Origin of the sequence: Candidatus Pelagibacter sp. Uisw_099_02, from assembly GCF_047727625.1 — a bacterium.
In the GTDB taxonomy this organism is placed as follows: domain Bacteria; phylum Pseudomonadota; class Alphaproteobacteria; order Pelagibacterales; family Pelagibacteraceae; genus Pelagibacter.
This window is the reverse complement of record NZ_CP159822.1, coordinates 1,025,449-1,048,864: the sequence shown is the minus strand read 5'-3', so window position 1 is coordinate 1,048,864 and position 23,416 is coordinate 1,025,449. Positions and strand designations below refer to the sequence as shown.

The following is a 23,416-nucleotide window of genomic DNA, read 5'->3' as shown; positions in this document are numbered from 1 at the left end:
TTAATTAAATTATTTTCCCGAAATACCCATAATGTCAGACTCTTTCATTATATTGTATTCTTTGCCGTCGATTTTGATTTCAGTTCCTGACCATTTGCCAAAAAGAACTTTGTCCCCAACTTTTACATCCATTGGAATCAATTTTCCATCTTCAGTTTTTGCACCACCACCAACAGCAATAACTTTACCTTCTTGAGGTTTTTCTTGGGCTGTATCAGGGATGATTATTCCTCCAGCAGTCTTTTCACTACTGTCTAAAACTTGTATTAAAACTCTATCGTGTAACGGTTTAAATTTCATAAATTCTCCTTTTAATATGCGACTCATATAGCTATTAGCTAAGCTATTTCAAGGTTAAGTAAAAAAAATATGTTAGTCAAAAAACCAGAGAAATTGTGTTTTTTATAAGTTATACCTCCCATAATGAGTGAAAATTTAGATTATAAAGGATTAAGGTCAATTGCAGGAAATTATGATATTTTTTATATCGACTTATGGGGCGTTATTCACAACGGAATAACCCTTCATAAAAATGCTATTAAGACCTTGGAAGAAATTACTAAAGCAAGAAAACAATATGTTCTTCTAACTAACGCTCCAAGGCCAAACAGTTCTGTAAACTTATTTCTAGAGAAAATGGGAATGAATAAAGAAATTAGAGAAAAAGTGTATTCATCTGGCGAAGCTTCATTGAGCTATTTAAAAAAAAACTTTTTAAATCAAAAGTTTTTTCATTTAGGACCACCTAGAGATTTTGATTTATTTTTAAATTTTAAAAAAGACAAAATTACAGAAATTAAAGAAAGTTCTTATTTATTATGTACAGGTTTATTTGAAGATCAGAGTGACGATTTAAATTATTATAAAGAATTATTTAAAGAACATATTAACAAAAAAATGATATGCACTAATCCAGATTTAGTTGTTGATAAGGGTAAAAAAAGAGAGCTTTGTGCAGGATCGGTAGCTTTGATTTTTGAAAAAATGGGAGGAGAGGTTATATACTTTGGAAAACCTTTTCCGGAAGTTTATAATCAATCAATTGATAACAAAAATAAAAAAATTTTATCAATTGGAGATAATTTAAATACAGATATTAAGGGAGCAAATCTTTTAAACTATGATTCACTATTGATATCAAATGGTATTCATAAAGATGAAATTAAAAAAGAAGGAATAGATATAGTATCAAAAAAGTATGAAGCTATTGTAAATTTTATTCAATCAGAGCTTAAATGGTAGAAAAATGAAACTATATAAAAATTTTAATATTTCTAGAAATCATAAAAGATCAATAATTTTAATTGGAAATTTTGATGGTGTTCATATGGGCCATCAAAAATTGTTTAAATTAGCAAATACCTATAAGAAAAAATTTAATCTGAAAATTGGTGTTTTAACATTTGAGCCAATGCCTAAGATGTTTTTTAACAAAGATATAAAAAACTTCAGAATCTCAAATATTAATCAAAAAAATATAATTTTAAAAAGTCTGGGAGTTGATTTTGTAATTACACAAAAGTTTGATAAAAAATTTTCTAAGTTGAAATCTGATTTTTTTATTAAAGAAATTTTATCAAAAAAATTAGAAGCAAAATATATATTTGTTAGTAATAACTTTAGATTTGGCAATAAAAGAGAAGGAGGTGTTAAACAATTAATAAAAAATGAAGAAAAATATCATTACAAAATAGTAAAACCTCAACCACTAATCTTAAATAAAAAAGTTATCTCCTCGACATATATTCGTTCTCTTCTTGAAAAAGGACAATTAAAAAAAATTAATAAATTATTAAATCGAAATTGGTCAATTGAAGGGATTGTTCAAAAGGGAAGACAGCAAGGAAAAAAGATTGGTTTTCCAACATGCAATATTGATATTAAGGATTACGTGATCGCAATGCCTGGAGTGTATGCAGTTAAAGTAAAACAAAAAAACTCTAATAAATCAATAAAAGCTATTGCTAATCTTGGTTATAGACCAACTTTCAATCAAAAAAAAATTTTATTAGAGGTACATATTTTTAATTTTTCTGGAAATCTTTATAATAAGTATTTATCAGTAGAGTTCACAAAGTTTATAAGAAAAGAGAAAAAATTCAAAAACGTTGATCAATTGAAAAAACAAATTCAAAGTGACTTAAACGTCGCAAAAAAAAATTAATATGAGCAAAGAAAATATAAATTTACCTAAAACATCTTTCTCCATGAAAGCAAATTTACAAAATAAAGAGCCTGAAATTTTAGAATATTGGAAAAAAATTGATCTTTATAAGGAGTTGAGAAAATCTAACATGGGTAAAGAGAAGTTTATACTTCATGATGGTCCACCATATGCAAATGGTAACATTCACATGGGTACAGCTCTAAATAAAATTTTAAAAGATATAATAGTTAAATTTCATCAAATGGATGGAAAAGACTCAGTATATGTTCCCGGATGGGATTGTCATGGATTACCTATTGAATGGAAAATTGAAGAACAATATAAAAAAAATAAAAAAAATAAAAATGAAGTTCCAATAACAGAATTTAGAAAAGAGTGCAGAGATTTTGCGCAAAAATGGATTGAAGTTCATAAAACACAATTTAAAAGATTAGGTGTTGTGGGGGATTGGGATAATCACTACGCCACTATGAGCTTTGATGCTGAAGCACAAATTGTAAGAGAGTTGGGTAAGTTTTTAAAGGAAGGAAGTCTTTATAGAGGATTTAAGCCTGTTCTTTGGTCAACTGTAGAAAAAACTGCGTTGGCAGATGCTGAGGTTGAATATCAAGATCATAAATCAGATACAATTTATACAGCCTTCCCAATTAAAAAAACAAGCATAAAAGAATTGGAAAATACGGAAGTTATTATATGGACAACTACTCCATGGACTATACCTGCAAATAAGGCACTAGCTTATAATGAGGCTTTAGATTATTTAATAATTGAATTAAATGATGAAGGAAATTTTAAGAATAAAAAAATAGTTATTGCAGAAGCATTATTAAATTCTGTTATTAAAGACTGTAATATTAAAGATTATAAAGAGATTAAAAAATTTAAAGGAAAAGATTTTAAAAATACAATTTGTAGTCACCCATTCTTAGAGCTTGGTTATGATTATGATATTCCAATGCTTGAAGCAAGATTTGTTACAACAGAACAAGGAACAGGCATTGTTCATTGTGCACCTAGTCATGGTCCCGATGATTTTAATCTTTGCTTAAAACACGGGATCAAAGCTATAGAGACCGTAGATGGTGATGGTAAATATACTAAAAATCTTCCTTTATTTGAGGGAACTCATATTTTTAAAGCTAACCCAATTGTTATTGAAAAACTAAAAGATCAAAAAAAATTATTATCTAATGGAGAGTTAGTTCATTCTTATCCTCATTCATGGAGGTCAAAAGCACCTCTTGTTCATAGAGCAACTCCTCAATGGTTTATTTCAATGGAAAGTCACGGCTTAAGAAAAAAGGCACTAAAGGCTCTTGATGACACTAAATTTTATCCGGACAAAGGTAGAGAAAGAATAAAAGCAATGATTGAAACAAGGCCAGATTGGTGTGTTTCAAGACAAAGAGTTTGGGGCGTTCCACTTCCGATATTTATTCATAAAACTACTAAAGAAATTTTAGTAGATGACAATGTAAATGAGAATATTGCGAGCATTTATGAAAAAGAAGGCTCTGATTGCTGGTTCTCTGATGATCCACAAAGATTTCTAGGAGAAAAGTATAAGGCAGAAGATTATGATAAAATAAGTGACATTGTTGAAGTTTGGTTTGATAGTGGTTGTACACATGCATTTGTTTTGGAAAAAAGAAAAGATCTTCAATGGCCAGCATCAATGTATTTAGAAGGCTCTGATCAGCATAGAGGTTGGTTTCATTCGTCACTTTTAGAGTCTTGTGGTACGAGAGGTAGAGCACCTTATGAATCAATATTATCACATGGATTTGTAGTAGATGGCAAAGGTCTCAAAATGTCAAAATCTGTAGGAAATGTAATAGCACCAGAGGATATTTTAAAAAAATATGGAGCAGATATATTGAGAATATGGGTTGCATCATCAAATTATGCAGAAGACTTAAGAATAGACTATTCTATTTTAGAGCAACATGCAGATTCTTATAGAAAGATTAGAAATACATTTAGATATTTACTTGGAAACCTAAATGATGATTTTAAGAAAATTGATATTGAAAAATTAGATTTAAATCAATTACCAGAATTAGAGCAATATATGCTCAACAAAATTTATGACTTAAATGAAAATTTCAAAAACTATTTCAAGTCATATGATTTTCACAATCTTTACAAAGAACTTTTGAATTTTTGTACAGTTGACTTGTCAGCATTTTATTTTGATATTAGGAAAGATGCCTTGTATTGTGATTCAAAAGATTCACAAAGAAGAAAAAGTAGCATAATTGTGCTGAACATAATTTTAGAGTCTTTAATTAAGTGGTTTGCACCAATACTTTCATTTACAACTGAAGAAATTTTTACATTAATAAACAAAGATAAAAAAAGTATTCACCTTGAGAAATTTATAAAATTTCCAAAATCATTTAAAAATGATAAATTAAATAAAAAATGGGTAGAACTAAAAAAAATTAGAGATATTTGCAACATAAGCATTGAAGCTAAAAGAGCAAGCAAAGAAATAGGATCAAGTTTAGAAGTTAATTTGAATATATGTCTAAATCAAAATTTATATGAAATTGCAAACAATGTTGATTTTTCAGAATTATGCATAACTTCTTTAGCATTAATTGAGAAGTCTGACTCAGAAGAAATAGTTGTTAAAGCTAAAAAAGCTGAAGGTAATAAATGTCCAGTTTGTTGGAAAATTAATAAAGAAAATTGCAAAAGACACCCAAAATAATTTAAAAAATTCATGAATCATGTGCGTCTAAAAAATTTCTTTTTAAAAAGTTTAGCTATAATATTAATTTTTTTATTAGATAGAATAGCCAAGATTTATATATTGAAACTGGCAGAGCTAGAAAATACAGTAGATTTTTATTTGACATCATATTTAAATATATATTTGATTTGGAACAAGGGGATAGCGTTTGGCTTATTTTCTTTTGATCAAAGCACTATTTATAACTCAATAAGCTTAGTTATTATGCTCATAACAATCTTAGTGTTGATTATGATCCTGAATACTGAAGGAATAAAGCAGTATTCTTTAATCTTAATATTTGGAGGTTCTATAGGCAATCTTTTTGATAGAATATACTATTCAGCAGTACCAGATTTTATTGATCTTCATATAAGAGATTTTCACTGGTTTATTTTTAATGTGGCAGATATATTTATTACCTTTGGGGTTATTTTTCTTATATTAATAGAGTTAAAATCTAATAAAAAAAATGATAAATCTATATAAATACCTTTTTATAATACTGCTTTTATTAAATGGATGCCAGGGAGCTAAAAATGCCCTAACAGGGAATAAGCAAGATAATACAGATGAATTTATGGTGGAAAAGAAAAACCCACTAGTGCTACCCCCAGAATTTGAAAAACTTCCAGAGCCAGGTAAGGCCAATGATGCAGCAATAGAAGAAGAAAATTTTAACTTAGAAAAAATTTTTAATAAAGACTCAATTTCTAATAATAAATTATCAAAAAGTAAGGAATCGAATGATTCATTAGAAAAGTCTATTTTAGATAAAATTCAAAAAAATTAATGATAACCAAAAGTATTTTTTTTAAAAATTTTAGATTAAAAACAAATAACAAAAGTATTAAAAAAGATCTTAAATTACTAATAAAAAAGAATGATGATATACTCCATTCTCTGAGCACAAAATACAAGAATAGCTATAGTAAAAAAACAATTTTAAGTTTAAAAAAATATTTTCATATAAAAATTATTGGAATGGGAGGTTCAATTCTTGGAGCCGAAGCAATTTATGATTTTTTAAAACACAAAGTGAAAAAAAATTTTTATTTTATAAATAATTTAAAATCAAAAAATAATTTAAATAATAAAAAAAATAAATCATTAAGTATCATAATTTCTAAATCAGGTAATACTCTTGAAACTATTTCGAATACAAATATTTATTTAAAAAATAAAGAAAAAAGTATTTTTATTACAGAAAATAAAACTAGCTACTTATCTAATATTGCTAAAAAATTAAAAAGTGAAATTATTCATCATAATAATTTTATAGGAGGAAGATATTCGGTACTTTCAGAAGTGGGCATGCTGCCATCAGAATTAATGGGTCTAAAAACAAGTCAATTCAAACAGATGAATAATTTGATTAAAAATAAAGAATTTATAAATTCTTTAACAAAAAATGTTAGTAACACCCTTCACTTAGTGAAGAAAAAAAAATTTAATTCAATTATTCTTAACTATGATGAAAAATCAGATAATTTATTTAAATGGTATCAACAACTAATTGCAGAAAGTTTAGGAAAAAAAGGAAATGGAATTCTCCCGATAATTTCCTCAATGCCAAAAGACAATCATAGCACTATGCAACTTTATCTTGATGGACCTAAAAATAACTTTTTTACTTTTTTTTATGTAAAAAATGATAGTTCTCCAAAAATTAATAGTAATAAGATACTTTCATCTCATAGTTATTTAAAAAATAAAACACTAGATGAAATTAAGTTTGCTCAGAAAATAGCAACTGAAAAGGTTTTTTTTAAAAAAAATTTACCTTATAGAAGTTTTGAAATAATCAAAAGAAATGAAAAAAGCCTAGGTGAGTTATTTTGTTTTTTTATTTTAGAAACAATTTTATTAGGAAGAGCATTAAAAATTAATCCTTATGATCAACCATCTGTAGAGCTAATAAAGCAAGAAACTAGTAAAATATTGATCTAAGAATAATTCCCAAAAATAATTTTTGACACACCATAAATTTTTTGTTCAATGACTTTAAAATTTTCTGGAAAATTATCATTTTCATTTTTATGCCTATGAAGAATTATAATTCCGTTGTCCTTTAATATATTTGAGTCACTAATCAAATTTAATAATAGAGCTAATCTTTCTTCCTTAAAAGGAGGATCTAAAAAAATAATTTCAAATTTTTTTTTGAAGTCATTAAAGTTTAATCTATTAAATATATCTTTTTCAATTACTGTTGATTTATCATCACATTCAAGAAGGGAAATATTCTTCTTTAAAACCATTAAAACTTCTTTGTAGTTTTCCACAAAAGTTAATGAAGAAGATCCTCTTGATAAACATTCTAAGCCAAAAGAACCCACTCCTGAGAATAAATCTAAAATATTAGAATCCTTTAATTGAATATCAAATTTCTTTGAATGATAAATAATATTAAATATTGACTCTTTGGTAAGATCTTTAAGAGGCCTTGTAATTTGATCCTTGGGCTCTAAGATCTTTTTTCGCTTAAAGTTACCTGAGATTATTCTCATTTATCGATTACTTTATATCCTATATCTTTTCTATAAAAACCATTATCCCAATTTAAAAACTTTATTGTGTCTAATATTTTTATTCGAGCATCTAAAAAGTTTTCAGATAAACAAACAAAATTTAGCACTCTTCCACCTATCGAGTAGATTTTATTCTCAACATTGATTGTGCCTGCGTGATAAATGTATTCTCTATTTGTAATTTTTATCTTATCAAGATTTTCTATTAGTATATTTTTTTTATATTCATCAGGATACCCCCTTGCACACAAAACTATACACAAACTTTTTTTATCGTGCCATTTTATTTTTAATTCATCCAATTTTCCATCGCAACAAGCTAAAAAAATATTCAAAATATCAGTTTCTAGTTTTGGCAGGATTACTTGACATTCAGGGTCTCCCATTCTTACATTGTACTCAATTAAGAAAGGTTCGTTTTTTACGATCATTAGCCCAGCATATAAAAAGCCTACATAGTTTATCCCAGCTTGTTTTAATCCTCTTATTGTTGGTTTAATTATTTTATCTAAAATTTTTTTTTCTATTTCTTTATTCATTAATCTTGATGGTGAATATGCACCCATGCCACCAGTATTTTTTCCTAAATCACCTTCTAGAGCTTGTTTATGATCTTGGGCAGTTTCAAAATTTTTTATTGTGTTGCCATCTGATATTACGAAATAGCTCATTTCTTCACCTTCTAAAAATTCTTCCACAAGTAGATTTTCAGCTTTACCAAATTTACCATCAAATATTTCTTTAATTGCAGTCAGGGCATCACCTTGAGTCTTACATATATAAACCCCTTTACCTGATGCTAACCCATCAGCCTTTATAACTAGAGGGTATTTAGATTTTTTAATAAACTCATTTGCTTCATGTGATTTTGTAAAAATACCAAAATTAGCTGTTGGAATATTATATTTTTGACATAATTTTTTTGTAAAAATTTTTGAACCTTCAAGTTGTGAAGCTAACTTATTAGGACCAAAAACTTTAATATTATTATCTTTTAAAAAATCAACGATACCATTAACCAATGGTTTTTCAGGACCAACTATAATTAAATCGATTTTACTTGATATTATAAAATCTTTTAATTTATCAAAGTCTTCTAAGTTTAAATCTATATTTTTTGCTATAGTGGCTGTTCCAGCATTTCCGGGGAAGCAAAACACATCTTTAACAATATCCGATTTATTTAAGGCATGACATATAGCATGTTCGCGACCACCACTTCCAATTATTCCAACTTTCATATAATAGTGTATAAACTAAAAATGAAAAAAAAATTAGCAAAAATAAAATATTTACCTAATAATTTTGAAATCGTTGAAAAAGGTGATCATGTAATTTGTGCCATTTCTGGCAAGACTATTCAGTTAGAAGATTTAAACTATTGGAATGTAGAGTTGCAAGAGGCTTATCACTCCTATGTAGAAGCTCAACAAAAGAGAGAACAAAGTTAATTTTTTATTTCCATCTATTGTGTGACCAAATCCATTGATCTGGATTTTTTTTAATCATGTCCTCTAGAAGATTATTTAAATTTTGAGTGATAGAGAGGGTGGTATCTTGAGTGGAAAATTTAAGTGGCTCATATAGTGTAAGTTTAAAATTTATATTATTAATTCTTTCAATGTAAACTGGAACTATTTTACAATTAAATTTCTTTACAAATTGTGCTGGGATAGTTGTTGTAAAAGCTTCATTATTAAAAAAATTACATTTTATTCCTTCTGAAACTCTTTGATCAATCATTAAAGCGATAGATGTACCCTTTTTAAAAAATGATAATAATTTTTTAGTTCCACCAATACCCTTTTTAATCTGCTTTTTGCAAATATATTTTTTTCTAATTTTTTCCATTATAAAATTCAAAAATTTATTATTAAGAGGCCTATAAATTACTGCCAAATCAATACCAGACTTTTCAATATGCATAGCCATTAATTCAAAGTTATTAAAATGGCCTGAAACAAATATTACAGGCTCATGGTTATTTTTTATTTCGTCTAAAATTGCTTGGCCTTTAATTTCTAAATTAAAAGTTGATTTAGATTTTTTAAAATTTTTTATAAACATATATTCAGATAAAATTCTCCCATAATTGTTCCACATTTTATTTATAATTATATCAATTTCTTTCTTAGATAAATTTGGAAATGATCTTTGAATATTTAATGTAATTATTTTTTTAGATCGAAAAAATGGACCAATTATAGAAATAATTTTACTAGAAATGTAAGATGCAAATTTAAAACCAATAATTTTAAATATTATAAAAAAAAATATAATTATTAAAAATTGAAAAAAGTATTTAATTATTTTCATATTTTCGATTCTATAAATTGTATTAATTTTTTTTTTTGTTTTATTTCCATTTTTACTTCTAGAAATTTAATTCCTTTAGAATCTCTATTGTTAATTTTAACAAAATCTTTTTCTGTAGTTAAAATTTTTGCATCTAATTTTTTTGCATATAGCCGAATATAAGAAATATCTTTTTTTTTATATTCATAATGGTCTGGAAATTTTATATCGCCCACAATATTGAACCTGTTTTTTTGAAGTGTTTTTTTAAAACTATCAGGATTACCTATACCAGAGAAAATTATAAATCTTTCTTTTAAATTAAATTTCTTTAAATCTAGAGGTTTATAACTTGTATCAAAAATTTTTATATTTTGATTATTTTTTTTGATTATCTGTTTAATTTTATTTGTGGTTTCGCCATTGCCATTTAAAAAAATTGCATCATATTTAGATATGCTAGATAATTTTTCTCTTAGCGGACCAGAAGGAATCAAGTGCCCGTTACCAATCCATTTTAAATTATTAAAACAAACAAAATTTAGGTCATAAAGTATAGATCTGTCTTGAAGACCATCATCAAAAATAGCTACATCGATATTATTTTTAACTGCACGATTTAAAGCACCCTGCCTTTTATTATGACAATATAGTTTAGCTTTTTTGGACAATAATTTTTGCTCATCTATTTGAGCTTTATAATATTTTTTTATAATAACTGTTTTGTAATTTAAAGTATTTAAAATATTATTAATTTCTATTGTCAAAGGTGTTTTTGCAGTACCACCAACGTAGATGTTACCTACACAAATACTTTTTATGTTTTTATTTTTTTTTTTATTTTTTTTCTGTTTTATAAGAAAATAATTATTAATCATTATAGGAATGGTTAATGGTAATAAAATATAAGATAGAAAATTTGGCTTTTTATAGTCCCAAAAAAAAGGTTTTTTAAAATTCATTTTTTGTAATAAATAAATTAATTTCTTTAAGTGTTTTGTTTAAAATTGTTTCACCTAATCTTATAATTTTAGATTTTAACTTTTGAGAATTATTTTTATTATTAAATATATTATTGATTTCTTTAGCTATTTCTCTTGAATTTTTAATTTTTTTAGAAATTTTATTTTTATGTAGAAGGCTATATATTTCTTTGAAATTCCAAATATTTGGCCCATGTAGTGTTTTGCAACCATATATAGCTGGCTCTAATGGGTTTTGACCACCGTGCTGAATAAGTGAACCCCCTAAAAAAACAGTTTTACAAATTTTATAAAATGATTTTGTTTCTCCATAGGAATTTACAATATAAATATCCGTATCTTCATTAATTCTGTCATTGGAATCATGCCTGCATACCTTAAGATCATATTGCTCCAATTCAGCTTTAATATTTTTTACTCTATTGATGTGCCTTGGAATTATGATTGTGAGTAAATTTTTATACTTTTTTTTCAGTATCTTATGTGCAATTGCACAAAACTTTTCTTCTAAATCATGTGTGCTGGAAGCACACCATATTTTTCTTGATAATAATTTTTTTTTTAATTTTTTATTCAAATCATGGGTATTTATTTTGGTTTGAGTAAATTTTAAATTACCAATATTTATTATTTTTTTTGCACCAAGTTTCTTTAGACGTATTTTAGATTTTATATCTGCAACGTAGCAAGCATCAAATTTATTAAATAAATTTTTTGCTAATGATGGAAATTTTTTCCATCTAGCATAAGTTTTTTTTGTGATTCTTGCATTTAAAAGAACTAAAGAAATTTCTTTTTTTTTTATATTTGTTAACATATTTGGCCATATTTCCGAGTCTATAAAAAATACAGCAGATGGTTTCCAATAATTTAAAAACTTTTTGCTATGGTAATTTGTATCAATAGGAAAGAATTGATGAATTGTTTTGCTTAATTTTAGTTTCTTTAAAATCTTTGAAGAGCTCAATGTATTTGTTGTTACTAAAATTTGATTAATTTTTTTATTTTTTTCTAATTTTTCGATTAATGGAACTATACTTAGAATTTCTCCTACACTTGCTCCATGAAACCATACAGTATTTCCTTTATTTTTTTTTCTAGAAAAAAAACATATTTTTTCTTTAAATCTAAATATATCTTCTTTTTTTCTAATTATTCTGTAAAGAAAAATAAGAGGAGATAAAATAAATATTATATTCATTAAAATTCTGTAGAAAAGAAACATTAATTTTTCTTAATTTGTTTTTCATAAAAATTTTTATAGATTGCTGAGTCTATGAGTAATTCATTGTGTGTGCCTTCTGCTACAATTTCACCCTTATCAACTACAAATATTTTTTCTGAATTTAAGATTGTTGAAAGCCTATGCGCAATCACAACTGTAGTTTTATCTTTTGTTAGATAATTTAATCCTTTCTGTATTTTGGTTTCAGTCTCGGAGTCCAAAGATGATGTTGCTTCATCTAAAAGTATAATTGATGTTTTTTTTAGAATTGCTCTGGCAATTGAGATTCTTTGCTTCTCACCACCTGATAGCCTTACTCCATCCTCTCCTATTTGAGTATCATATTTTTTTGGAAGTTTTTCTATAAATTCATGAGCAAAGGCATTTTTTGCAGCCTCAATAATTTGTTGTTCATTTGCATGAGGGTTTGCATATGCAATATTATTTTTTATAGTATCATCAAATAAAGTTGTATCTTGACTTACCATTGAAATATTTTCTCTTAAAGAATTTATAGATACCTTGTTTATTGGTTGCTCATCAATTGTTATTTCTCCCTTTGCACAATTGAAAAACCTTGGAATTAAATTTAATATTGTCGATTTTCCAGATCCACTATGCCCAACCAAGGCATTCATTTTTTTACCAACGATCTCTAAGTTAATAGATTTTAAAACACTTTTATCAGTGTTTTTGTACTCAAAAGTTACATTGTTAAATTTTATATTTCCATTTTTAATAACTAAATTTTGATCATTTACATCATTAGATATTTCATTCTTTATGTCTATTATAGGAAGAATCCTTCGTGCAGCTGACAATCCTTGATTTATACCCATGTTAAGTGTCGCTAAAGATCTTACAGGTTGGTAAGCAAGCATCATGGCTGCTAAAAAAGAGAAAAAACTATTTATTTCTAATTGATTGTTTAAAATTAATTTCGCTGCATAATATATCAAAATAGCAATCATAATTCCTGTCAAGGTTTCCATAATTGGAGTCGCTCTCACAAAAATAATAGAAATTTTTTTGGTTTTTTCTTTTAGATTGTTAATAAACAAAGATAGTCTTTCACTTTCCTTTTCTTCTTGTTGAAAAATTTTTATTATTTTATGATTTTTAAAAACTTCAATTAAATGAGTATTGAGAATTCCAGATTCTACTTGTGCTTCTGTTGAGACTTTACTAATTCTTTTCCCCAAGCTTTTAGCTGCGATGGAAGCTACAGGTATCATTATGATTGCTACCAAAGCTAACCTCCAATTTTGATAAAACATAACTGATAGCAACCCTATTAAAGTCAGACTATCTTTAAAGAAATTTAATATTACTGTGCTAACTAAAGTTGTTACCAAACCCGTGTCATATGTTAAATTTGATATGAATTTTCCAGTATGTTTGTCATCTATATAATCTGTATCTGCTTTAATTAAAGATTTTGACATATCACCTTGAATAAGCGCTTTTGCATTTTCAGCAACACCTATCATTGTTTTTCTAGCCAGATAAAGAAAAGATCCTTTTAAGGCAAAAGATATAACAATTAGGCTGGGTATGATAATTATAAGTGCCTGATCTTTATCCACAAACAATTTTTTTATTGCTGGATCTAAAAGCCATGCTATTGAGGAGGTACTTCCAGCAACTACTAAAGTAAAAAAAATAGATAACAATATTTTAGATCTAAATTTTTTTGTGTAATCTTTATACAGTCGCTTTAAGATTTCAAAACTATTCATAAAATTAATATTTTCCAATCAGTAAATTAAATAAAATAAGTAATCCTAAAAAATTATTACTCTTAAAAATTTTTAAACTATTCTTGTGATCATTAATATTAAAATTATAAATTTGTTGAAATAGATGAAATGAAGGCACAACCATAATAAAGTAAAATATAATATTAAATTTCATAAATACACCTAGTAAGATGAAGGACATTATAAATATTAGATAACATAGTGATAGAAATATGTGTGGTTTTTGTTTAAATTTGATTGAAGTTGATTTTAATCCTATTATTTCATCATCTTTTAGATCTTGAAACCCGTATATTGTATCGAACCCTATTGTCCAAAATATGGCCCCAAAATAAAAAATTATTGGCGCTAAATTTAACTCATTTTCAATGCAAGCCCAGCCAAGAATTAAACCATAGTTAAATGTTATGCCCAAGAAAAGTTGAGGCCAATAAGTATACCTTTTCATTAATGGATAGCTAAAAGCTAGAGGCATAGAAGCTAGAGCTAAAATAATTGTAAAAGTGTTAAATTGTAATAAAATTACTAATGCTAAAAAGCATAATATTATAGAATACAATATTCCAAGCTTTATAGAAACTTTTCCTGATGCAATTGGCCTTTCTTTTGTTCTCAAAACTTTTTTATCAAATTCTTTGTCTAAAATATCATTTACTATACATCCTGCTGATCTCATTAAAACTGAACCAAGAAAAAATAAAGATAAATAAAAAAAATAATTATTTGGGCTATTTGAAAAATCATAAGCAAGAGTTAAGCCCCAAGCACAAGGCCAGAATAACAGCATAAAACCGATTGGCTTTTTAAGCCTAGTTAATTCAATAAAGAGATTTATTTGTTTCATAATAATTTACTTGTAAATAACAAAGGCTAGTTTCATAATCAAATTGATTCGTATGAATATAGATTACACAGTAACAGCACTAATGTTTCCAGCAATACCTTTGCTTATGAATATCTATAGTAATAGATTTCACTCATTAAGTAAGCTTATTAGGCAACTTCATGATGAGCATGTGTATGAAAATCATATTCCTCCTGAGTGGAAAAAACAGTTTATAAATTTAAGTGGAAGAATTGTGTTATTAAAGTGGACTATCATGTTTGCAGCTTTCGGTCTTTTATTTAATTTGCTAACTGTATTTGCTCTCTATCTAAATGAAATTTTTGTAGCAAGGATAATTTTTGGATCTTGTTGTTTATCAATGATGGTTTCAATTTTAGTTTTTTTAAGAGAAATTCATATATCAACAAACGCATTAAAATTGCATATGTCTGATATGGATGTTGATTTAGATTAATTAGGAATAATAACTGCAGGACCAGTCAATAGTCTTGCTTCTAATTCTTCATGAGCTTTTTTAGCATCATCAAGTGAATATTTTTTTGAAATTTCAACTTTAAATTTTCCAGATAGGATTGCATCAAAAACTTTTTTAGCTGATTCAATTAACTCTTTCCTTGTAGCTGTGTAGTGAGCAATTGATGGACGAGTAAAAAATAATCCTTTTGCGTTAATATGTTTTTTAACATCTATAGTATCAACATAACCTGACGCGTTACCAAAAGCGACCATCATACCTCTAACCTTTAGGGTTTCAATTGATCCATCAAATGTTTTAATACCAACACCATCATAGACAACATCAACTCCATTTTTACCTGCAATTTTTTCCACCCCTTCAACAAAGTTTGTATCAGTATAATTTATTACATGATGACAGCCATTTTTTTTAGCAATAGCTTCTTTTTCTTTAGAGCCAACAGTTCCAATAACTTCAGCTCCTAATGCATTAGCCCACTGACATAAAATTTGACCCACACCACCAGCTGCTGCGTGATATAAAACTTTATCACCTTTTTTAATTGGGTAAGCTCTGTGTAATAAATATTCAGCTGTAATTCCTTTAAGCATAATACAAGATGCTATTTCATTTGAAATTCCCTCTGGAACTAAAACTAATTTTTCTTGGGGAAATAATTGTTTTTCAGAATAACTTCCAATTGGCATTGAAGAGTGAGCTACTCTATCTCCAACTTTAAATAGATCAACTTCTGAACCAATTTCCTCTATTATTCCACATGCTTCTAAACCAATCCCACTTGGAAGAGGAATAGGGTACAAACCCGTTCGGTGATAAACATCAATATAATTAAGACCAATTGATAAATTTTTTATTAAAACTTCTTTTGGACCTGGTTTACCAATTTCAACATCTTTGATTTGTAAATTTTCAGGACCACCAAATTTTTCAATTTCAATTTTTTTCATTATTTTACAAATGTACCATTATGATAATCTTGCACTGCTTGCAAGATTTCTGCTTTCGTATTCATTACAAATGGACCCCCTCTAGCAATTGGTTCACCAATTGGCTTTCCAGATATTAATAAAAACTTGGCTTTACTTAAGCTAGATACTTTTAATTTTTCACCTCTAGTTAGAATAATTAAAGTAGAGTTTTTAGCTTGATCATGGTTTTGATCTCCAACCTTAATTTCCCCATCAATTAAATAAATCAAAGAATTATGCGTTAAGGAAAGATTAAAATTAAACTCCTTACCTTCTTCAATCTCTACATCAAAGTAAACTGGCTCAACATTATGGCCTTTAACAGGTCCTTCAGCATTTTCAAATTTTCCAGCGATTACTTTAACTATTTTTTCATCATCTTTATGAGTACTCATTTTATCTGCATCAATATAAATATATTCAGGTTTATTCATTTTTAATTTAGCAGGCATATTCACCCATAATTGAAAACCATGAAGTTTACCTTCTGTCATTGCAGGCATTTCAGAATGAATTATTCCACCACCAGTTTTCATCCATTGAACATCTCCCGAAGACATTCTACCTTTAGCTCCAGTACTATCTTCATGCTCAAATTCACCACTTAACATGTAAGTTACTGTTTCAATTCCTCTATGAGGGTGAGGAGGGAAACCTCCAATATAATCATCTTTATTTTCAGAACCAAATTCATCTAACATTAAAAAAGGATCATGGTAATCAATAAGGTGAGTACCAATGCTTCTTTTTAACTTAACTCCAGCACCATCTGATGCTGCAACTGGTTCTATGATTTTTTCTACTTCGACTTGGCTCATACTTACGTTCGATTACCTTTAATTAAAAAATAAATTCCTCCAATTAAAAGAAATATTTGTTCACTGGTAAATAGTTTTGTTGTGAAGAACCAGTCTTTGTGAGCAAAGATAAGTATAGTTACCATTAAGATAGTTATGTTAAGTCCTGATAGTCTTGTGAGTAAATTTCCAAAAGGGTTTCTAATAAAACCACTTATTATTAATACCAATCCAGTCAACAGTTCAGATAAAGCAACTGTTGATGCTAACATAGGTGACAGACCAAAGTATTCAATTAATCCTTGGGGAGGTAATGGAAATTTTTTTGAACCATGAATGATAAAAGCAATACCAATTCCAAACCTGAAAATTAAAGGTGCCAGTGCATCAATATTTGAAAAAAAACTGTTAACTTTGTTGTTTAAATTCTGCATATTATCCTTTTGTTATTTATTATGTGATCCATCACAAAATGGCTGATTGTTAGTTTGTTTGCAAGAGCAAAAAAACATTTTTTTAGTTTCTTCAGCCTTGTATGCGAGTGGAGTAAACTCAGTGCCTTTATGTGATCCATCACAAAATGGTTGCTTTGCACTCTTTCCACAAGAGCACCAGTAGTAAGATTTATCTTTCTCTACATCTACTGCTATTGGTCCGTTACCTGCGTTTTGTCCTTTAATCATTTTTACCCTTTCAATTTATTTGACTTCTATTTAGTGCTTTGGTATCAATAAAGCAATAACGCAAAATAATCATACTAGTATATAAAAACATACCATGAAAAACTTAATAGATTGTCCAGCTGAAAGAGCCGTTTATTTTCTTGGAGGTAAATGGAAAATTAGAATTTTGTTTAGTTTGCTGCAAAGTAAAAAAATTAGATTTGGTGAACTTAAAAAAGGATTGAAAACTATTACACAACAAATGTTATCCAAGCAGCTTAAGGAATTAGAGGGAGATGGAATAATTAATAGAAATGTTATTCGAATAATGCCTCCAAATGTTGAGTATTCACTTACTGAATTTGGCTTTTCGGTTATGCCTATCTTAAGATCTTTTTCAGAGTGGAATAAAAGAAATACTCGAACTATTTCAGTAAAACTAAATAAGAATTTTGAAGAAAATAGAATTAGATAATATCAAGCAGCTGTTTTAAGTTTTTAACTTCATCTTTAGGTTTGTAATCAAGGTTATCAAAAATATTATTGTTTCTATTTACCCAAATAGAACTGTAACCATAATTTCCACCACCAGACACATCCCAAGTATTAGCACTTAAAAATGCAACTTCTTCTTTTTGTATTTTGTATTTTTTAATTGGCATGTCATAAACTTTTGAATCTGGTTTATAAATACCAACTTCTTCAATTGAAAAAATATCATTAAATATATTATCTAGATTATTACTCTTAACTAATTCATTAAGAAGAGAGGGTGTTCCATTTGAAAGAATACCTAATTTATAATTTTTTTCTTTTAATTTTTTTAAAACTTCAGGTACCTCAGGAAAAGGTGAGAGTACCTTATAAAGATTTAGTAATTCATTTTTCATAGAAGTATCTATTTCAAATGCCTTCATTGATTTACCTAAACTGTCTTCTGTCACCTGCCAAAAGTCTTTATGTCTATTCATTAGACTTCTAAGCCAAGTGTATTCTAATTGAGTAGTTCGCCAGTATTTTGCAAAACCTTCCCACTTATCACCAATTTTATCTTTACATTTTTCTGCTGCTGAATTGACATCAAATAAAGTGCCATATGCATCAAAAATTATTGCTTTAATATTTTTCATAATTTAACTTAACATTAATGAGTAATATTAGATTATTTTTTAAAGAAAGTTTATCACTTAATTTAACTGCAAAACTTGATAAATCACAATCTCACTATGTAAATAAAGTGATGAGAATTAAAGTGAGTGAGTTTTTTTCTTTATTTAATAGTAGCGGTGAGTGGAAAGCAAAAATTTTAACTATTTCAAAAGGTATAGTTGAATTTAATATTACAAAACAATTAAGACAAAATGAAAATATAAAAGAATTGTGGTTAGCTTTTTCACCCATCAAATCAAACTACTTTAATTTCATGATTCAAAAAGCAACAGAGCTTGGTGTTACAAAGTTTTTACCAATAATATTTGACAGAACAATTGTAAGAAAAATTAATAAAGAAAGATTAGAAAAAGTAATTATAGAAGCTGCCGAGCAATCTAATCGTATAAATGTTCCATCTATTGAAGTCCCTCAATCATTAAAAGATTTTTTAAGTAATGAAAAAATGGATTTAATATTTACAGATCTAAATTCTCAAAATAAAAAATTAGATTTAGGAAAATTAACTAGCAATCCAACCTGTATTATTATTGGTCCAGAAGGTGATTTTTCAGAGGAAGAAAGGGAGGAGATTCTCATATTTAAGGGTGTTCAGCCAATTAAGATAAATGAAAATATATTAAGGTCTGAAACTGCAGTAATTTCAGCACTATCAATTGTAAATTACTCTATAAATTGATATTTTGTCGCTAAAACAAAAGTGTAATTTTTAAAAAGACACTTTATATAGTGTGTAACAAATGAAAAAATTTTTATTTACAGTTCTGGCTACAATTTTATCAACTAATGTATGGGCTGATCAGCCTAAAAATTGGCAGTTAGGTTTTCAAGATTCAGCCTCTCAAGGTATGACTGAAATTGTTAACTTTCATAACAACATTCTACTTCCTGTAATTATTGCTATCAGTGTTTTTGTTTTATTTCTTATGATTTATGTTTGTATTAGATTTAGAGCTTCAAGAAATCCAAATCCTTCAAGAACAACTCATAACGTCGCTGTAGAAGTTCTGTGGACATTAATTCCATGTTTAATTTTAATAGTAATGGCTGTTCCATCTTTTAAAATTTTATACAAACAAGACACAATTCCAAAAGCTGATGTTACAGTTAAGGCTATTGGCTATCAGTGGTACTGGGGATATGAATATCCTGATGAAAATATTATATTTGAATCGTACATGATCAAAGAAAATGAATTAAAAGAAAACCAACCTAGATTACTAACCGTTGATAACGAAGTTGTTGTTCCGGTAAATAAAGTGGTTAAAGTTTTAATCACAGCTAATGATGTATTGCATGCCTGGGCATTACCATCTTTTGGAGTTAAAAGAGATGCCGTTCCAGGAAGAATAAATGAAACTTGGTTTAAAGCTGAAAAAGTAGGAACATATTATGGTCAATGCTCTGAACTATGTGGAATACAACATGCTTTTATGCCGATCACAGTAAGAGTTGTGACAGATGAAGAATATGCAATATGGTTAGCAGAAGCTAAAATGAAATTTGCAAACGAGCCAATTACAGGAAATGAATATAAAAAACTAGCGAGTAAATAAAAATGTATACACAAACAGCATCACACGACGATCATCACACACCAACAGGTTGGAAACGTTGGGCTTATTCAACTAACCACAAAGATATTGGTACAATGTATTTAATTTTTGCAATTGTTGCAGGAATTATTGGTACAGCTTTTTCAGTATTAATGAGAATTGAATTGATGCATCCTGGTGATGGAATTTTAGGTGGTAACTATCACTTATATAATGTGTTGGTTACAGGCCATGGATTAATAATGATTTTCTTTATGGTAATGCCTGCAATGATTGGTGGATTTGGTAATTGGTTTGTCCCAATTATGATTGGTGCACCTGATATGGCATTTCCAAGAATGAATAATATTTCATTTTGGCTATTACCAGCTTCATTTATTTTACTATTACTTTCAATATTTGTAGATGGCCCTCCAGGTCAACAAGGTGTTGGTGGAGGATGGACTTTATATCCACCTTTATCCTCTAAAGCTGGACAACCAGGACCTGCTATGGATTTTGCTATTTTAAGTTTACACTTAGCTGGAGCTTCTTCAATTCTAGGAGCAGTTAACTTTATTACAACAATTCTAAATATGAGAACGCCAGGTATGACCTTGCATAAAATGCCTTTATTTGCTTGGTCTGTTTTAGTTACAGCATTTTTATTATTGTTATCACTCCCTGTTTTAGCTGGCGCAATTACAATGCTTTTAACTGATAGAAATTTTGGAACAGCATTTTTTGATGCTCAAACTGGAGGAGATCCAGTTTTATACCAACACTTATTTTGGTTCTTTGGTCACCCTGAAGTTTATATTTTAATTTTACCTGGCTTTGGAATGATTAGTCATATCGTTTCAACTTTTTCTAAGAAACCTGTATTTGGATATTTAGGAATGGCTTATGCAATGGTTTCAATTGGTGTTGTTGGCTTTGTTGTTTGGGCTCACCACATGTATACAGTAGGCTTAAGCACAGATACTAAAGCATATTTTTTAGCTGCAACAATGATTATTGCGGTCCCAACTGGGATTAAAATATTTTCATGGATTGCAACAATGTGGGGTGGATCAATTTCATTTAAAACTCCAATGATGTGGGCGTTAGGATTTATATTTTTATTTACCGTAGGTGGTGTAACGGGTGTTGTTCTTGCAAATGCAGGTGTTGATACTGCAATGCATGATACTTATTATGTAGTTGCTCACTTTCATTATGTATTATCTTTAGGTGCGGTATTTGCAATCTTTGCAGGATTTTATTATTGGTTTGGTAAAATGTCTGGGTATGAGTATTCAGAATGGATGGGGCAATTACATTTTTGGCTAACATTCATTGGAGTTAACTTAGTATTTTTCCCTCAACACTTTTTAGGTTTAGCTGGAATGCCAAGAAGATATGCTGATTACCCCGATGCATTTGCTGGATGGAATTATGTTTCATCAATTGGTTCATACATAGCAGTTGCTGGTTTATTAGTATTTTTCGCTAACTTAATTTATTCTTTTTCTAAGAAAAAAGCTGCAGCTCAAAATCCTTGGGGAGAAGGGGCTACAACTTTAGAATGGACTGTACCATCGCCACCAAATTTTCATACTTTTGAAGAATTACCAAAGTTTGAAGATCCAGATGGTGTTGAAAAAGCTACTAGTTAGTAAATTTTTAACTTATTCTAGACTAAATATTAATGATTAATTCTAAATCAAAAAATAGAAACTTAAGTCAGGAAGATGTTTTTAATTTTTCTGAATTATTTAAATTGATGAAACCAAGAGTTATGTCTTTGGTTATTTTTACCTGTGCAGTGGGACTTTTAATGTCACCCAATATAATTTCAACAAAGGATGCAATGGTTGCAATTTTATTGGTATCAATAGGAGCTGGAGCAGCTGGAGCTCTAAATATGTGGTACGAATCTGATCTTGATGCATTAATGACGAGAACTTGCTTGAGACCGATCCCGATGGGTAAAGTTAATAAAAAACAAGCTCTAATATTTGGAACATCACTTTCATTTTTTTCAGTAATTGCTTTAGATTATTTTGCAAATACAATTTCAGCAGCATTACTATTATTTACAATTTTATTTTATGTTTTTATTTACACAATTTGGTTGAAGAGAAAAACACCACAAAACATTGTAATTGGAGGAGCAGCAGGAGCATTACCACCAGTAATTGGATGGACTATTGCAACTAACTCACTGTCTCTAGAGCCAATAACCTTTTTCCTGATTATATTTTTTTGGACACCATCTCACTTTTGGGCGTTAAGTCTTTATAAATCAGATGACTACAAGAAAGCAAAAATTCCAATGCTTCCATTAACTAATGGGATAGAGAGCACAAAAATAAATATTTTAGTTTATTCATTGATAATGCTGCCAATGGTTATTTTACCTTATGCAATAGATTTTGTCGGACTAGTATTTTTGTTACCAGCCTTGATGCTTACATTATATTATAATTTTTTATGTTTTGAGCTTTATATGTATAAAAAAAATAAATTTAACCCCAAGAAAGCAAAAACAATATTTGGATATTCAATTTTATATTTATTTTTGATATTCGTTATTTTTTTGATAGATAAGATATTATGATGATACCAGACAAAAAAACTAAGCGAAAAAATATTTTAACAGCAGTAGCAATATTAGGATTTATGGTATTTCTATTTTTTTTTACACTCTATAATACGGGTGTTTTTGATAGATCAATATAGTGAAAAATAAAACCTTAACTCCAATTCTTTTAGCTGGAATCTTTTTTCTTATGCTAGGACTCTCATTTGCAGCAGTACCTTTATATGACATATTTTGCAGAGTAACAGGATTTGGTGGAACAACTCAAATATCAAAAGAAGCACCACTAATAGTTTTAGATCAAAAAGTTAGTGTTCGTTTTGATACAAATGTAAATACACTTCCTTGGAACTTTAAAGCAAAAACAAATGTTATGGATGTTAAGATTGGTCAAGTGAATCGAATCGAGTTTGAAGTAGAGAGTTATGGGAATGAAACAACATATGGAGTTGCAGCCTTCAATGTGTCCCCATCGTCGTTTGGTAAATACTATAGTAAATTAGGGTGTTTTTGTTTTGAAAAACAAGCTTTAAAAGCAGGTGAAAAAGCAACTTATATTATGACTTTTTATTTGGATCCAGAAATGGTAAATGATCCCAACACTAAAAATATTAAAGATGTAACTATGTCCTATACTTTTTTTTCATCAGATTACTATAACCAATCAAAATTATAAA

General features: G+C 28.0%; 28 protein-coding genes. 15 read left to right on the top strand and 13 right to left on the bottom strand.

The genetic code is table 11. The annotated features are described in order from the left end of the window. Positions 1 to 9: 9 nt before the first annotated feature. Complete coding sequence (groES, locus tag ABXT47_RS05665; RefSeq protein WP_415308158.1) at positions 10 to 300, bottom strand: co-chaperone GroES; 291 nt, start codon at positions 298 to 300, stop codon at positions 10 to 12. A 123-nt stretch (positions 301 to 423) separates the two neighbouring features. On the opposite strand from groES, the gene ABXT47_RS05660 reads away from it, so the two are divergent. The 6 genes from ABXT47_RS05660 to ABXT47_RS05635 are packed head-to-tail and all read left to right on the top strand — an operon-like array spanning position 424 to position 6,854. Then, complete coding sequence (locus ABXT47_RS05660) at positions 424 to 1,242, top strand: TIGR01459 family HAD-type hydrolase (RefSeq protein ID WP_415308157.1); 819 nt, start codon at positions 424 to 426, stop codon at positions 1,240 to 1,242. A gap of 4 nt (positions 1,243 to 1,246) precedes the next feature. After that, positions 1,247 to 2,164 (top strand): riboflavin biosynthesis protein RibF, encoded by a 918-nt coding sequence (gene ribF, locus ABXT47_RS05655; RefSeq protein ID WP_415308156.1) that lies wholly within the window; start codon positions 1,247 to 1,249, stop codon positions 2,162 to 2,164. A gap of 1 nt (position 2,165) precedes the next feature. Then, positions 2,166 to 4,883, top strand: a complete 2,718-nt coding sequence (gene ileS, locus ABXT47_RS05650) for an isoleucine--tRNA ligase (RefSeq protein WP_415308155.1) — start codon at positions 2,166 to 2,168, stop codon at positions 4,881 to 4,883. 12 nt (positions 4,884 to 4,895) lie between these two features. After that, positions 4,896 to 5,393 (top strand): signal peptidase II, encoded by a 498-nt coding sequence (gene lspA, locus ABXT47_RS05645; RefSeq protein WP_415308154.1) that lies wholly within the window; start codon positions 4,896 to 4,898, stop codon positions 5,391 to 5,393. Beyond that, on the top strand, positions 5,377 to 5,697 hold the full coding sequence (locus tag ABXT47_RS05640; RefSeq protein ID WP_415308153.1) for a DUF3035 domain-containing protein: 321 nt from the start codon (positions 5,377 to 5,379) through the stop codon (positions 5,695 to 5,697). Before lspA ends, ABXT47_RS05640 begins: the two co-directional genes overlap by 17 nt. Then, complete coding sequence (locus ABXT47_RS05635) at positions 5,697 to 6,854, top strand: SIS domain-containing protein (protein ID WP_415308152.1); 1,158 nt, start codon at positions 5,697 to 5,699, stop codon at positions 6,852 to 6,854. The genes ABXT47_RS05640 and ABXT47_RS05635 overlap by 1 nt, the downstream gene beginning before the upstream one ends. On the opposite strand, the gene rsmD is transcribed toward ABXT47_RS05635, so the two are convergent. After that, positions 6,851 to 7,414 carry a 16S rRNA (guanine(966)-N(2))-methyltransferase RsmD gene (gene rsmD / locus ABXT47_RS05630; RefSeq protein ID WP_415308151.1) on the bottom strand — a complete coding sequence of 188 codons (564 nt, stop codon included), beginning with the start codon at positions 7,412 to 7,414 and terminating at the stop codon, positions 6,851 to 6,853. The genes ABXT47_RS05635 and rsmD overlap by 4 nt on opposite strands. Beyond that, positions 7,411 to 8,676 carry a phosphoribosylamine--glycine ligase gene (purD, locus tag ABXT47_RS05625; RefSeq protein ID WP_415308150.1) on the bottom strand — a complete coding sequence of 422 codons (1,266 nt, stop codon included), beginning with the start codon at positions 8,674 to 8,676 and terminating at the stop codon, positions 7,411 to 7,413. The genes rsmD and purD overlap by 4 nt, the downstream gene beginning before the upstream one ends. Positions 8,677 to 8,697: 21 nt before the next feature. Here purD and ABXT47_RS05620 point away from each other — a divergent pair, with 21 nt between their 5' ends. Beyond that, positions 8,698 to 8,886: a DUF2093 domain-containing protein gene (locus ABXT47_RS05620; RefSeq protein ID WP_415309367.1), complete on the top strand. Its 189-nt coding sequence runs from the start codon at positions 8,698 to 8,700 to the stop codon at positions 8,884 to 8,886. Positions 8,887 to 8,890: 4 nt separating this feature from the next. Here the strand turns inward: ABXT47_RS05620 and ABXT47_RS05615 are convergent, their stop codons facing one another. The 5 genes from ABXT47_RS05615 to ubiA are packed head-to-tail and all read right to left on the bottom strand — an operon-like array spanning position 8,891 to position 14,542. Next, complete coding sequence (locus ABXT47_RS05615) at positions 8,891 to 9,751, bottom strand: lysophospholipid acyltransferase family protein (RefSeq protein ID WP_415308149.1); 861 nt, start codon at positions 9,749 to 9,751, stop codon at positions 8,891 to 8,893. After that, positions 9,748 to 10,692 (bottom strand): tetraacyldisaccharide 4'-kinase, encoded by a 945-nt coding sequence (gene lpxK, locus ABXT47_RS05610; protein ID WP_415308148.1) that lies wholly within the window; start codon positions 10,690 to 10,692, stop codon positions 9,748 to 9,750. The genes ABXT47_RS05615 and lpxK overlap by 4 nt, the downstream gene beginning before the upstream one ends. Beyond that, a complete protein-coding gene (locus ABXT47_RS05605) occupies positions 10,682 to 11,914 on the bottom strand; it encodes a 3-deoxy-D-manno-octulosonic acid transferase (RefSeq protein ID WP_415308147.1) in 1,233 nt (410 codons plus the stop codon). The genes lpxK and ABXT47_RS05605 overlap by 11 nt, the downstream gene beginning before the upstream one ends. 23 nt (positions 11,915 to 11,937) lie before the next feature. Further along, positions 11,938 to 13,677, bottom strand: a complete 1,740-nt coding sequence (locus ABXT47_RS05600) for an ABC transporter ATP-binding protein (protein ID WP_415308146.1) — start codon at positions 13,675 to 13,677, stop codon at positions 11,938 to 11,940. A gap of 4 nt (positions 13,678 to 13,681) precedes the next feature. Beyond that, complete coding sequence (gene ubiA / locus ABXT47_RS05595) at positions 13,682 to 14,542, bottom strand: 4-hydroxybenzoate octaprenyltransferase (RefSeq protein WP_415308145.1); 861 nt, start codon at positions 14,540 to 14,542, stop codon at positions 13,682 to 13,684. A gap of 52 nt (positions 14,543 to 14,594) precedes the next feature. Between ubiA and ABXT47_RS05590 the strand changes: the two genes are divergently transcribed. Beyond that, positions 14,595 to 14,999: a DUF2721 domain-containing protein gene (locus ABXT47_RS05590; RefSeq protein ID WP_271492627.1), complete on the top strand. Its 405-nt coding sequence runs from the start codon at positions 14,595 to 14,597 to the stop codon at positions 14,997 to 14,999. Here the strand turns inward: ABXT47_RS05590 and ABXT47_RS05585 are convergent. From ABXT47_RS05585 to ABXT47_RS05570, 4 genes are read right to left on the bottom strand one after another with little or no spacing between them, the layout of a single operon-like run. Further along, positions 14,996 to 15,970: a quinone oxidoreductase family protein gene (locus ABXT47_RS05585; protein WP_415308144.1), complete on the bottom strand. Its 975-nt coding sequence runs from the start codon at positions 15,968 to 15,970 to the stop codon at positions 14,996 to 14,998. The two genes, ABXT47_RS05590 and ABXT47_RS05585, sit on opposite strands and share 4 nt — an antisense overlap. Further along, positions 15,970 to 16,809: a pirin family protein gene (locus tag ABXT47_RS05580; protein WP_415308143.1), complete on the bottom strand. Its 840-nt coding sequence runs from the start codon at positions 16,807 to 16,809 to the stop codon at positions 15,970 to 15,972. The genes ABXT47_RS05585 and ABXT47_RS05580 overlap by 1 nt, the downstream gene beginning before the upstream one ends. 2 nt (positions 16,810 to 16,811) lie before the next feature. Continuing rightward, positions 16,812 to 17,222: a DoxX family protein gene (locus tag ABXT47_RS05575; RefSeq protein ID WP_415308142.1), complete on the bottom strand. Its 411-nt coding sequence runs from the start codon at positions 17,220 to 17,222 to the stop codon at positions 16,812 to 16,814. A gap of 12 nt (positions 17,223 to 17,234) precedes the next feature. Then, positions 17,235 to 17,471 (bottom strand): CDGSH iron-sulfur domain-containing protein, encoded by a 237-nt coding sequence (locus ABXT47_RS05570; protein WP_415308141.1) that lies wholly within the window; start codon positions 17,469 to 17,471, stop codon positions 17,235 to 17,237. A 94-nt stretch (positions 17,472 to 17,565) separates the two neighbouring features. On the opposite strand from ABXT47_RS05570, the gene ABXT47_RS05565 reads away from it, so the two are divergent. Beyond that, on the top strand, positions 17,566 to 17,925 hold the full coding sequence (locus ABXT47_RS05565; protein WP_415308140.1) for a winged helix-turn-helix transcriptional regulator: 360 nt from the start codon (positions 17,566 to 17,568) through the stop codon (positions 17,923 to 17,925). Here ABXT47_RS05565 and ABXT47_RS05560 read toward each other — a convergent pair. After that, entirely contained in the window at positions 17,918 to 18,580 is a 663-nt protein-coding gene (locus ABXT47_RS05560; protein ID WP_415308139.1) for a haloacid dehalogenase type II, read from the bottom strand. The two genes, ABXT47_RS05565 and ABXT47_RS05560, sit on opposite strands and share 8 nt — an antisense overlap. A 17-nt stretch (positions 18,581 to 18,597) precedes the next feature. On the opposite strand from ABXT47_RS05560, the gene ABXT47_RS05555 reads away from it, so the two are divergent. The 6 genes from ABXT47_RS05555 (at position 18,598) to ABXT47_RS05530 (ending at position 23,415) form a co-directional block, all read left to right on the top strand. Beyond that, a complete protein-coding gene (locus ABXT47_RS05555; protein ID WP_415308138.1) occupies positions 18,598 to 19,299 on the top strand; it encodes an RsmE family RNA methyltransferase in 702 nt (233 codons plus the stop codon). A 61-nt stretch (positions 19,300 to 19,360) separates the two neighbouring features. Continuing rightward, positions 19,361 to 20,176, top strand: a complete 816-nt coding sequence (gene coxB / locus ABXT47_RS05550; RefSeq protein ID WP_415308137.1) for a cytochrome c oxidase subunit II — start codon at positions 19,361 to 19,363, stop codon at positions 20,174 to 20,176. A 2-nt stretch (positions 20,177 to 20,178) separates the two neighbouring features. Next, positions 20,179 to 21,813 carry a cytochrome c oxidase subunit I gene (ctaD, locus tag ABXT47_RS05545; protein WP_415308136.1) on the top strand — a complete coding sequence of 545 codons (1,635 nt, stop codon included), beginning with the start codon at positions 20,179 to 20,181 and terminating at the stop codon, positions 21,811 to 21,813. Positions 21,814 to 21,845: 32 nt separating this feature from the next. Continuing rightward, positions 21,846 to 22,757 (top strand): heme o synthase, encoded by a 912-nt coding sequence (gene cyoE, locus ABXT47_RS05540; RefSeq protein ID WP_415308135.1) that lies wholly within the window; start codon positions 21,846 to 21,848, stop codon positions 22,755 to 22,757. Further along, positions 22,757 to 22,879 carry a serine protease gene (locus ABXT47_RS05535; RefSeq protein WP_415308134.1) on the top strand — a complete coding sequence of 41 codons (123 nt, stop codon included), beginning with the start codon at positions 22,757 to 22,759 and terminating at the stop codon, positions 22,877 to 22,879. Before cyoE ends, ABXT47_RS05535 begins: the two co-directional genes overlap by 1 nt. Next, complete coding sequence (locus ABXT47_RS05530) at positions 22,879 to 23,415, top strand: cytochrome c oxidase assembly protein (protein WP_415308133.1); 537 nt, start codon at positions 22,879 to 22,881, stop codon at positions 23,413 to 23,415. Before ABXT47_RS05535 ends, ABXT47_RS05530 begins: the two co-directional genes overlap by 1 nt. The last annotated feature ends 1 nt before the right edge of the window (position 23,416 follow it).

Excerpts from the sequence above, each read along its gene's own strand:
- ubiA (WP_415308145.1), bottom strand. The coding sequence starts at position 14,542 with ATGAAACAAATAAATCTCTTTATTGAATTAACTAGGCTTAAAAAGCCA.
- ABXT47_RS05565 (WP_415308140.1), top strand. The coding sequence starts at position 17,566 with ATGAAAAACTTAATAGATTGTCCAGCTGAAAGAGCCGTTTATTTTCTT.
- ABXT47_RS05660 (WP_415308157.1), top strand. The coding sequence starts at position 424 with ATGAGTGAAAATTTAGATTATAAAGGATTAAGGTCAATTGCAGGAAAT.
- ABXT47_RS05580 (WP_415308143.1), bottom strand. The coding sequence starts at position 16,809 with ATGAGCCAAGTCGAAGTAGAAAAAATCATAGAACCAGTTGCAGCATCA.
- ABXT47_RS05585 (WP_415308144.1), bottom strand. The coding sequence starts at position 15,970 with ATGAAAAAAATTGAAATTGAAAAATTTGGTGGTCCTGAAAATTTACAA.
- ABXT47_RS05535 (WP_415308134.1), top strand. The coding sequence starts at position 22,757 with ATGATACCAGACAAAAAAACTAAGCGAAAAAATATTTTAACAGCAGTA.
- coxB (WP_415308137.1), top strand. The coding sequence starts at position 19,361 with ATGAAAAAATTTTTATTTACAGTTCTGGCTACAATTTTATCAACTAAT.
- ABXT47_RS05620 (WP_415309367.1), top strand. The coding sequence starts at position 8,698 with ATGAAAAAAAAATTAGCAAAAATAAAATATTTACCTAATAATTTTGAA.
- cyoE (WP_415308135.1), top strand. The coding sequence starts at position 21,846 with ATGATTAATTCTAAATCAAAAAATAGAAACTTAAGTCAGGAAGATGTT.
- ABXT47_RS05635 (WP_415308152.1), top strand. The coding sequence starts at position 5,697 with ATGATAACCAAAAGTATTTTTTTTAAAAATTTTAGATTAAAAACAAAT.
- lpxK (WP_415308148.1), bottom strand. The coding sequence starts at position 10,692 with ATGAATTTTAAAAAACCTTTTTTTTGGGACTATAAAAAGCCAAATTTT.
- rsmD (WP_415308151.1), bottom strand. The coding sequence starts at position 7,414 with ATGAGAATAATCTCAGGTAACTTTAAGCGAAAAAAGATCTTAGAGCCC.
- ABXT47_RS05555 (WP_415308138.1), top strand. The coding sequence starts at position 18,598 with ATGAGTAATATTAGATTATTTTTTAAAGAAAGTTTATCACTTAATTTA.
- ABXT47_RS05560 (WP_415308139.1), bottom strand. The coding sequence starts at position 18,580 with ATGAAAAATATTAAAGCAATAATTTTTGATGCATATGGCACTTTATTT.
- ribF (WP_415308156.1), top strand. The coding sequence starts at position 1,247 with ATGAAACTATATAAAAATTTTAATATTTCTAGAAATCATAAAAGATCA.
- ileS (WP_415308155.1), top strand. The coding sequence starts at position 2,166 with ATGAGCAAAGAAAATATAAATTTACCTAAAACATCTTTCTCCATGAAA.
- ABXT47_RS05570 (WP_415308141.1), bottom strand. The coding sequence starts at position 17,471 with ATGATTAAAGGACAAAACGCAGGTAACGGACCAATAGCAGTAGATGTA.
- ABXT47_RS05605 (WP_415308147.1), bottom strand. The coding sequence starts at position 11,914 with ATGAATATAATATTTATTTTATCTCCTCTTATTTTTCTTTACAGAATA.
- ABXT47_RS05640 (WP_415308153.1), top strand. The coding sequence starts at position 5,377 with ATGATAAATCTATATAAATACCTTTTTATAATACTGCTTTTATTAAAT.
- lspA (WP_415308154.1), top strand. The coding sequence starts at position 4,896 with ATGAATCATGTGCGTCTAAAAAATTTCTTTTTAAAAAGTTTAGCTATA.
- ABXT47_RS05575 (WP_415308142.1), bottom strand. The coding sequence starts at position 17,222 with ATGCAGAATTTAAACAACAAAGTTAACAGTTTTTTTTCAAATATTGAT.
- ABXT47_RS05615 (WP_415308149.1), bottom strand. The coding sequence starts at position 9,751 with ATGAAAATAATTAAATACTTTTTTCAATTTTTAATAATTATATTTTTT.
- ABXT47_RS05590 (WP_271492627.1), top strand. The coding sequence starts at position 14,595 with ATGAATATAGATTACACAGTAACAGCACTAATGTTTCCAGCAATACCT.
- ABXT47_RS05600 (WP_415308146.1), bottom strand. The coding sequence starts at position 13,677 with ATGAATAGTTTTGAAATCTTAAAGCGACTGTATAAAGATTACACAAAA.
- purD (WP_415308150.1), bottom strand. The coding sequence starts at position 8,676 with ATGAAAGTTGGAATAATTGGAAGTGGTGGTCGCGAACATGCTATATGT.
- groES (WP_415308158.1), bottom strand. The coding sequence starts at position 300 with ATGAAATTTAAACCGTTACACGATAGAGTTTTAATACAAGTTTTAGAC.
- ctaD (WP_415308136.1), top strand. The coding sequence starts at position 20,179 with ATGTATACACAAACAGCATCACACGACGATCATCACACACCAACAGGT.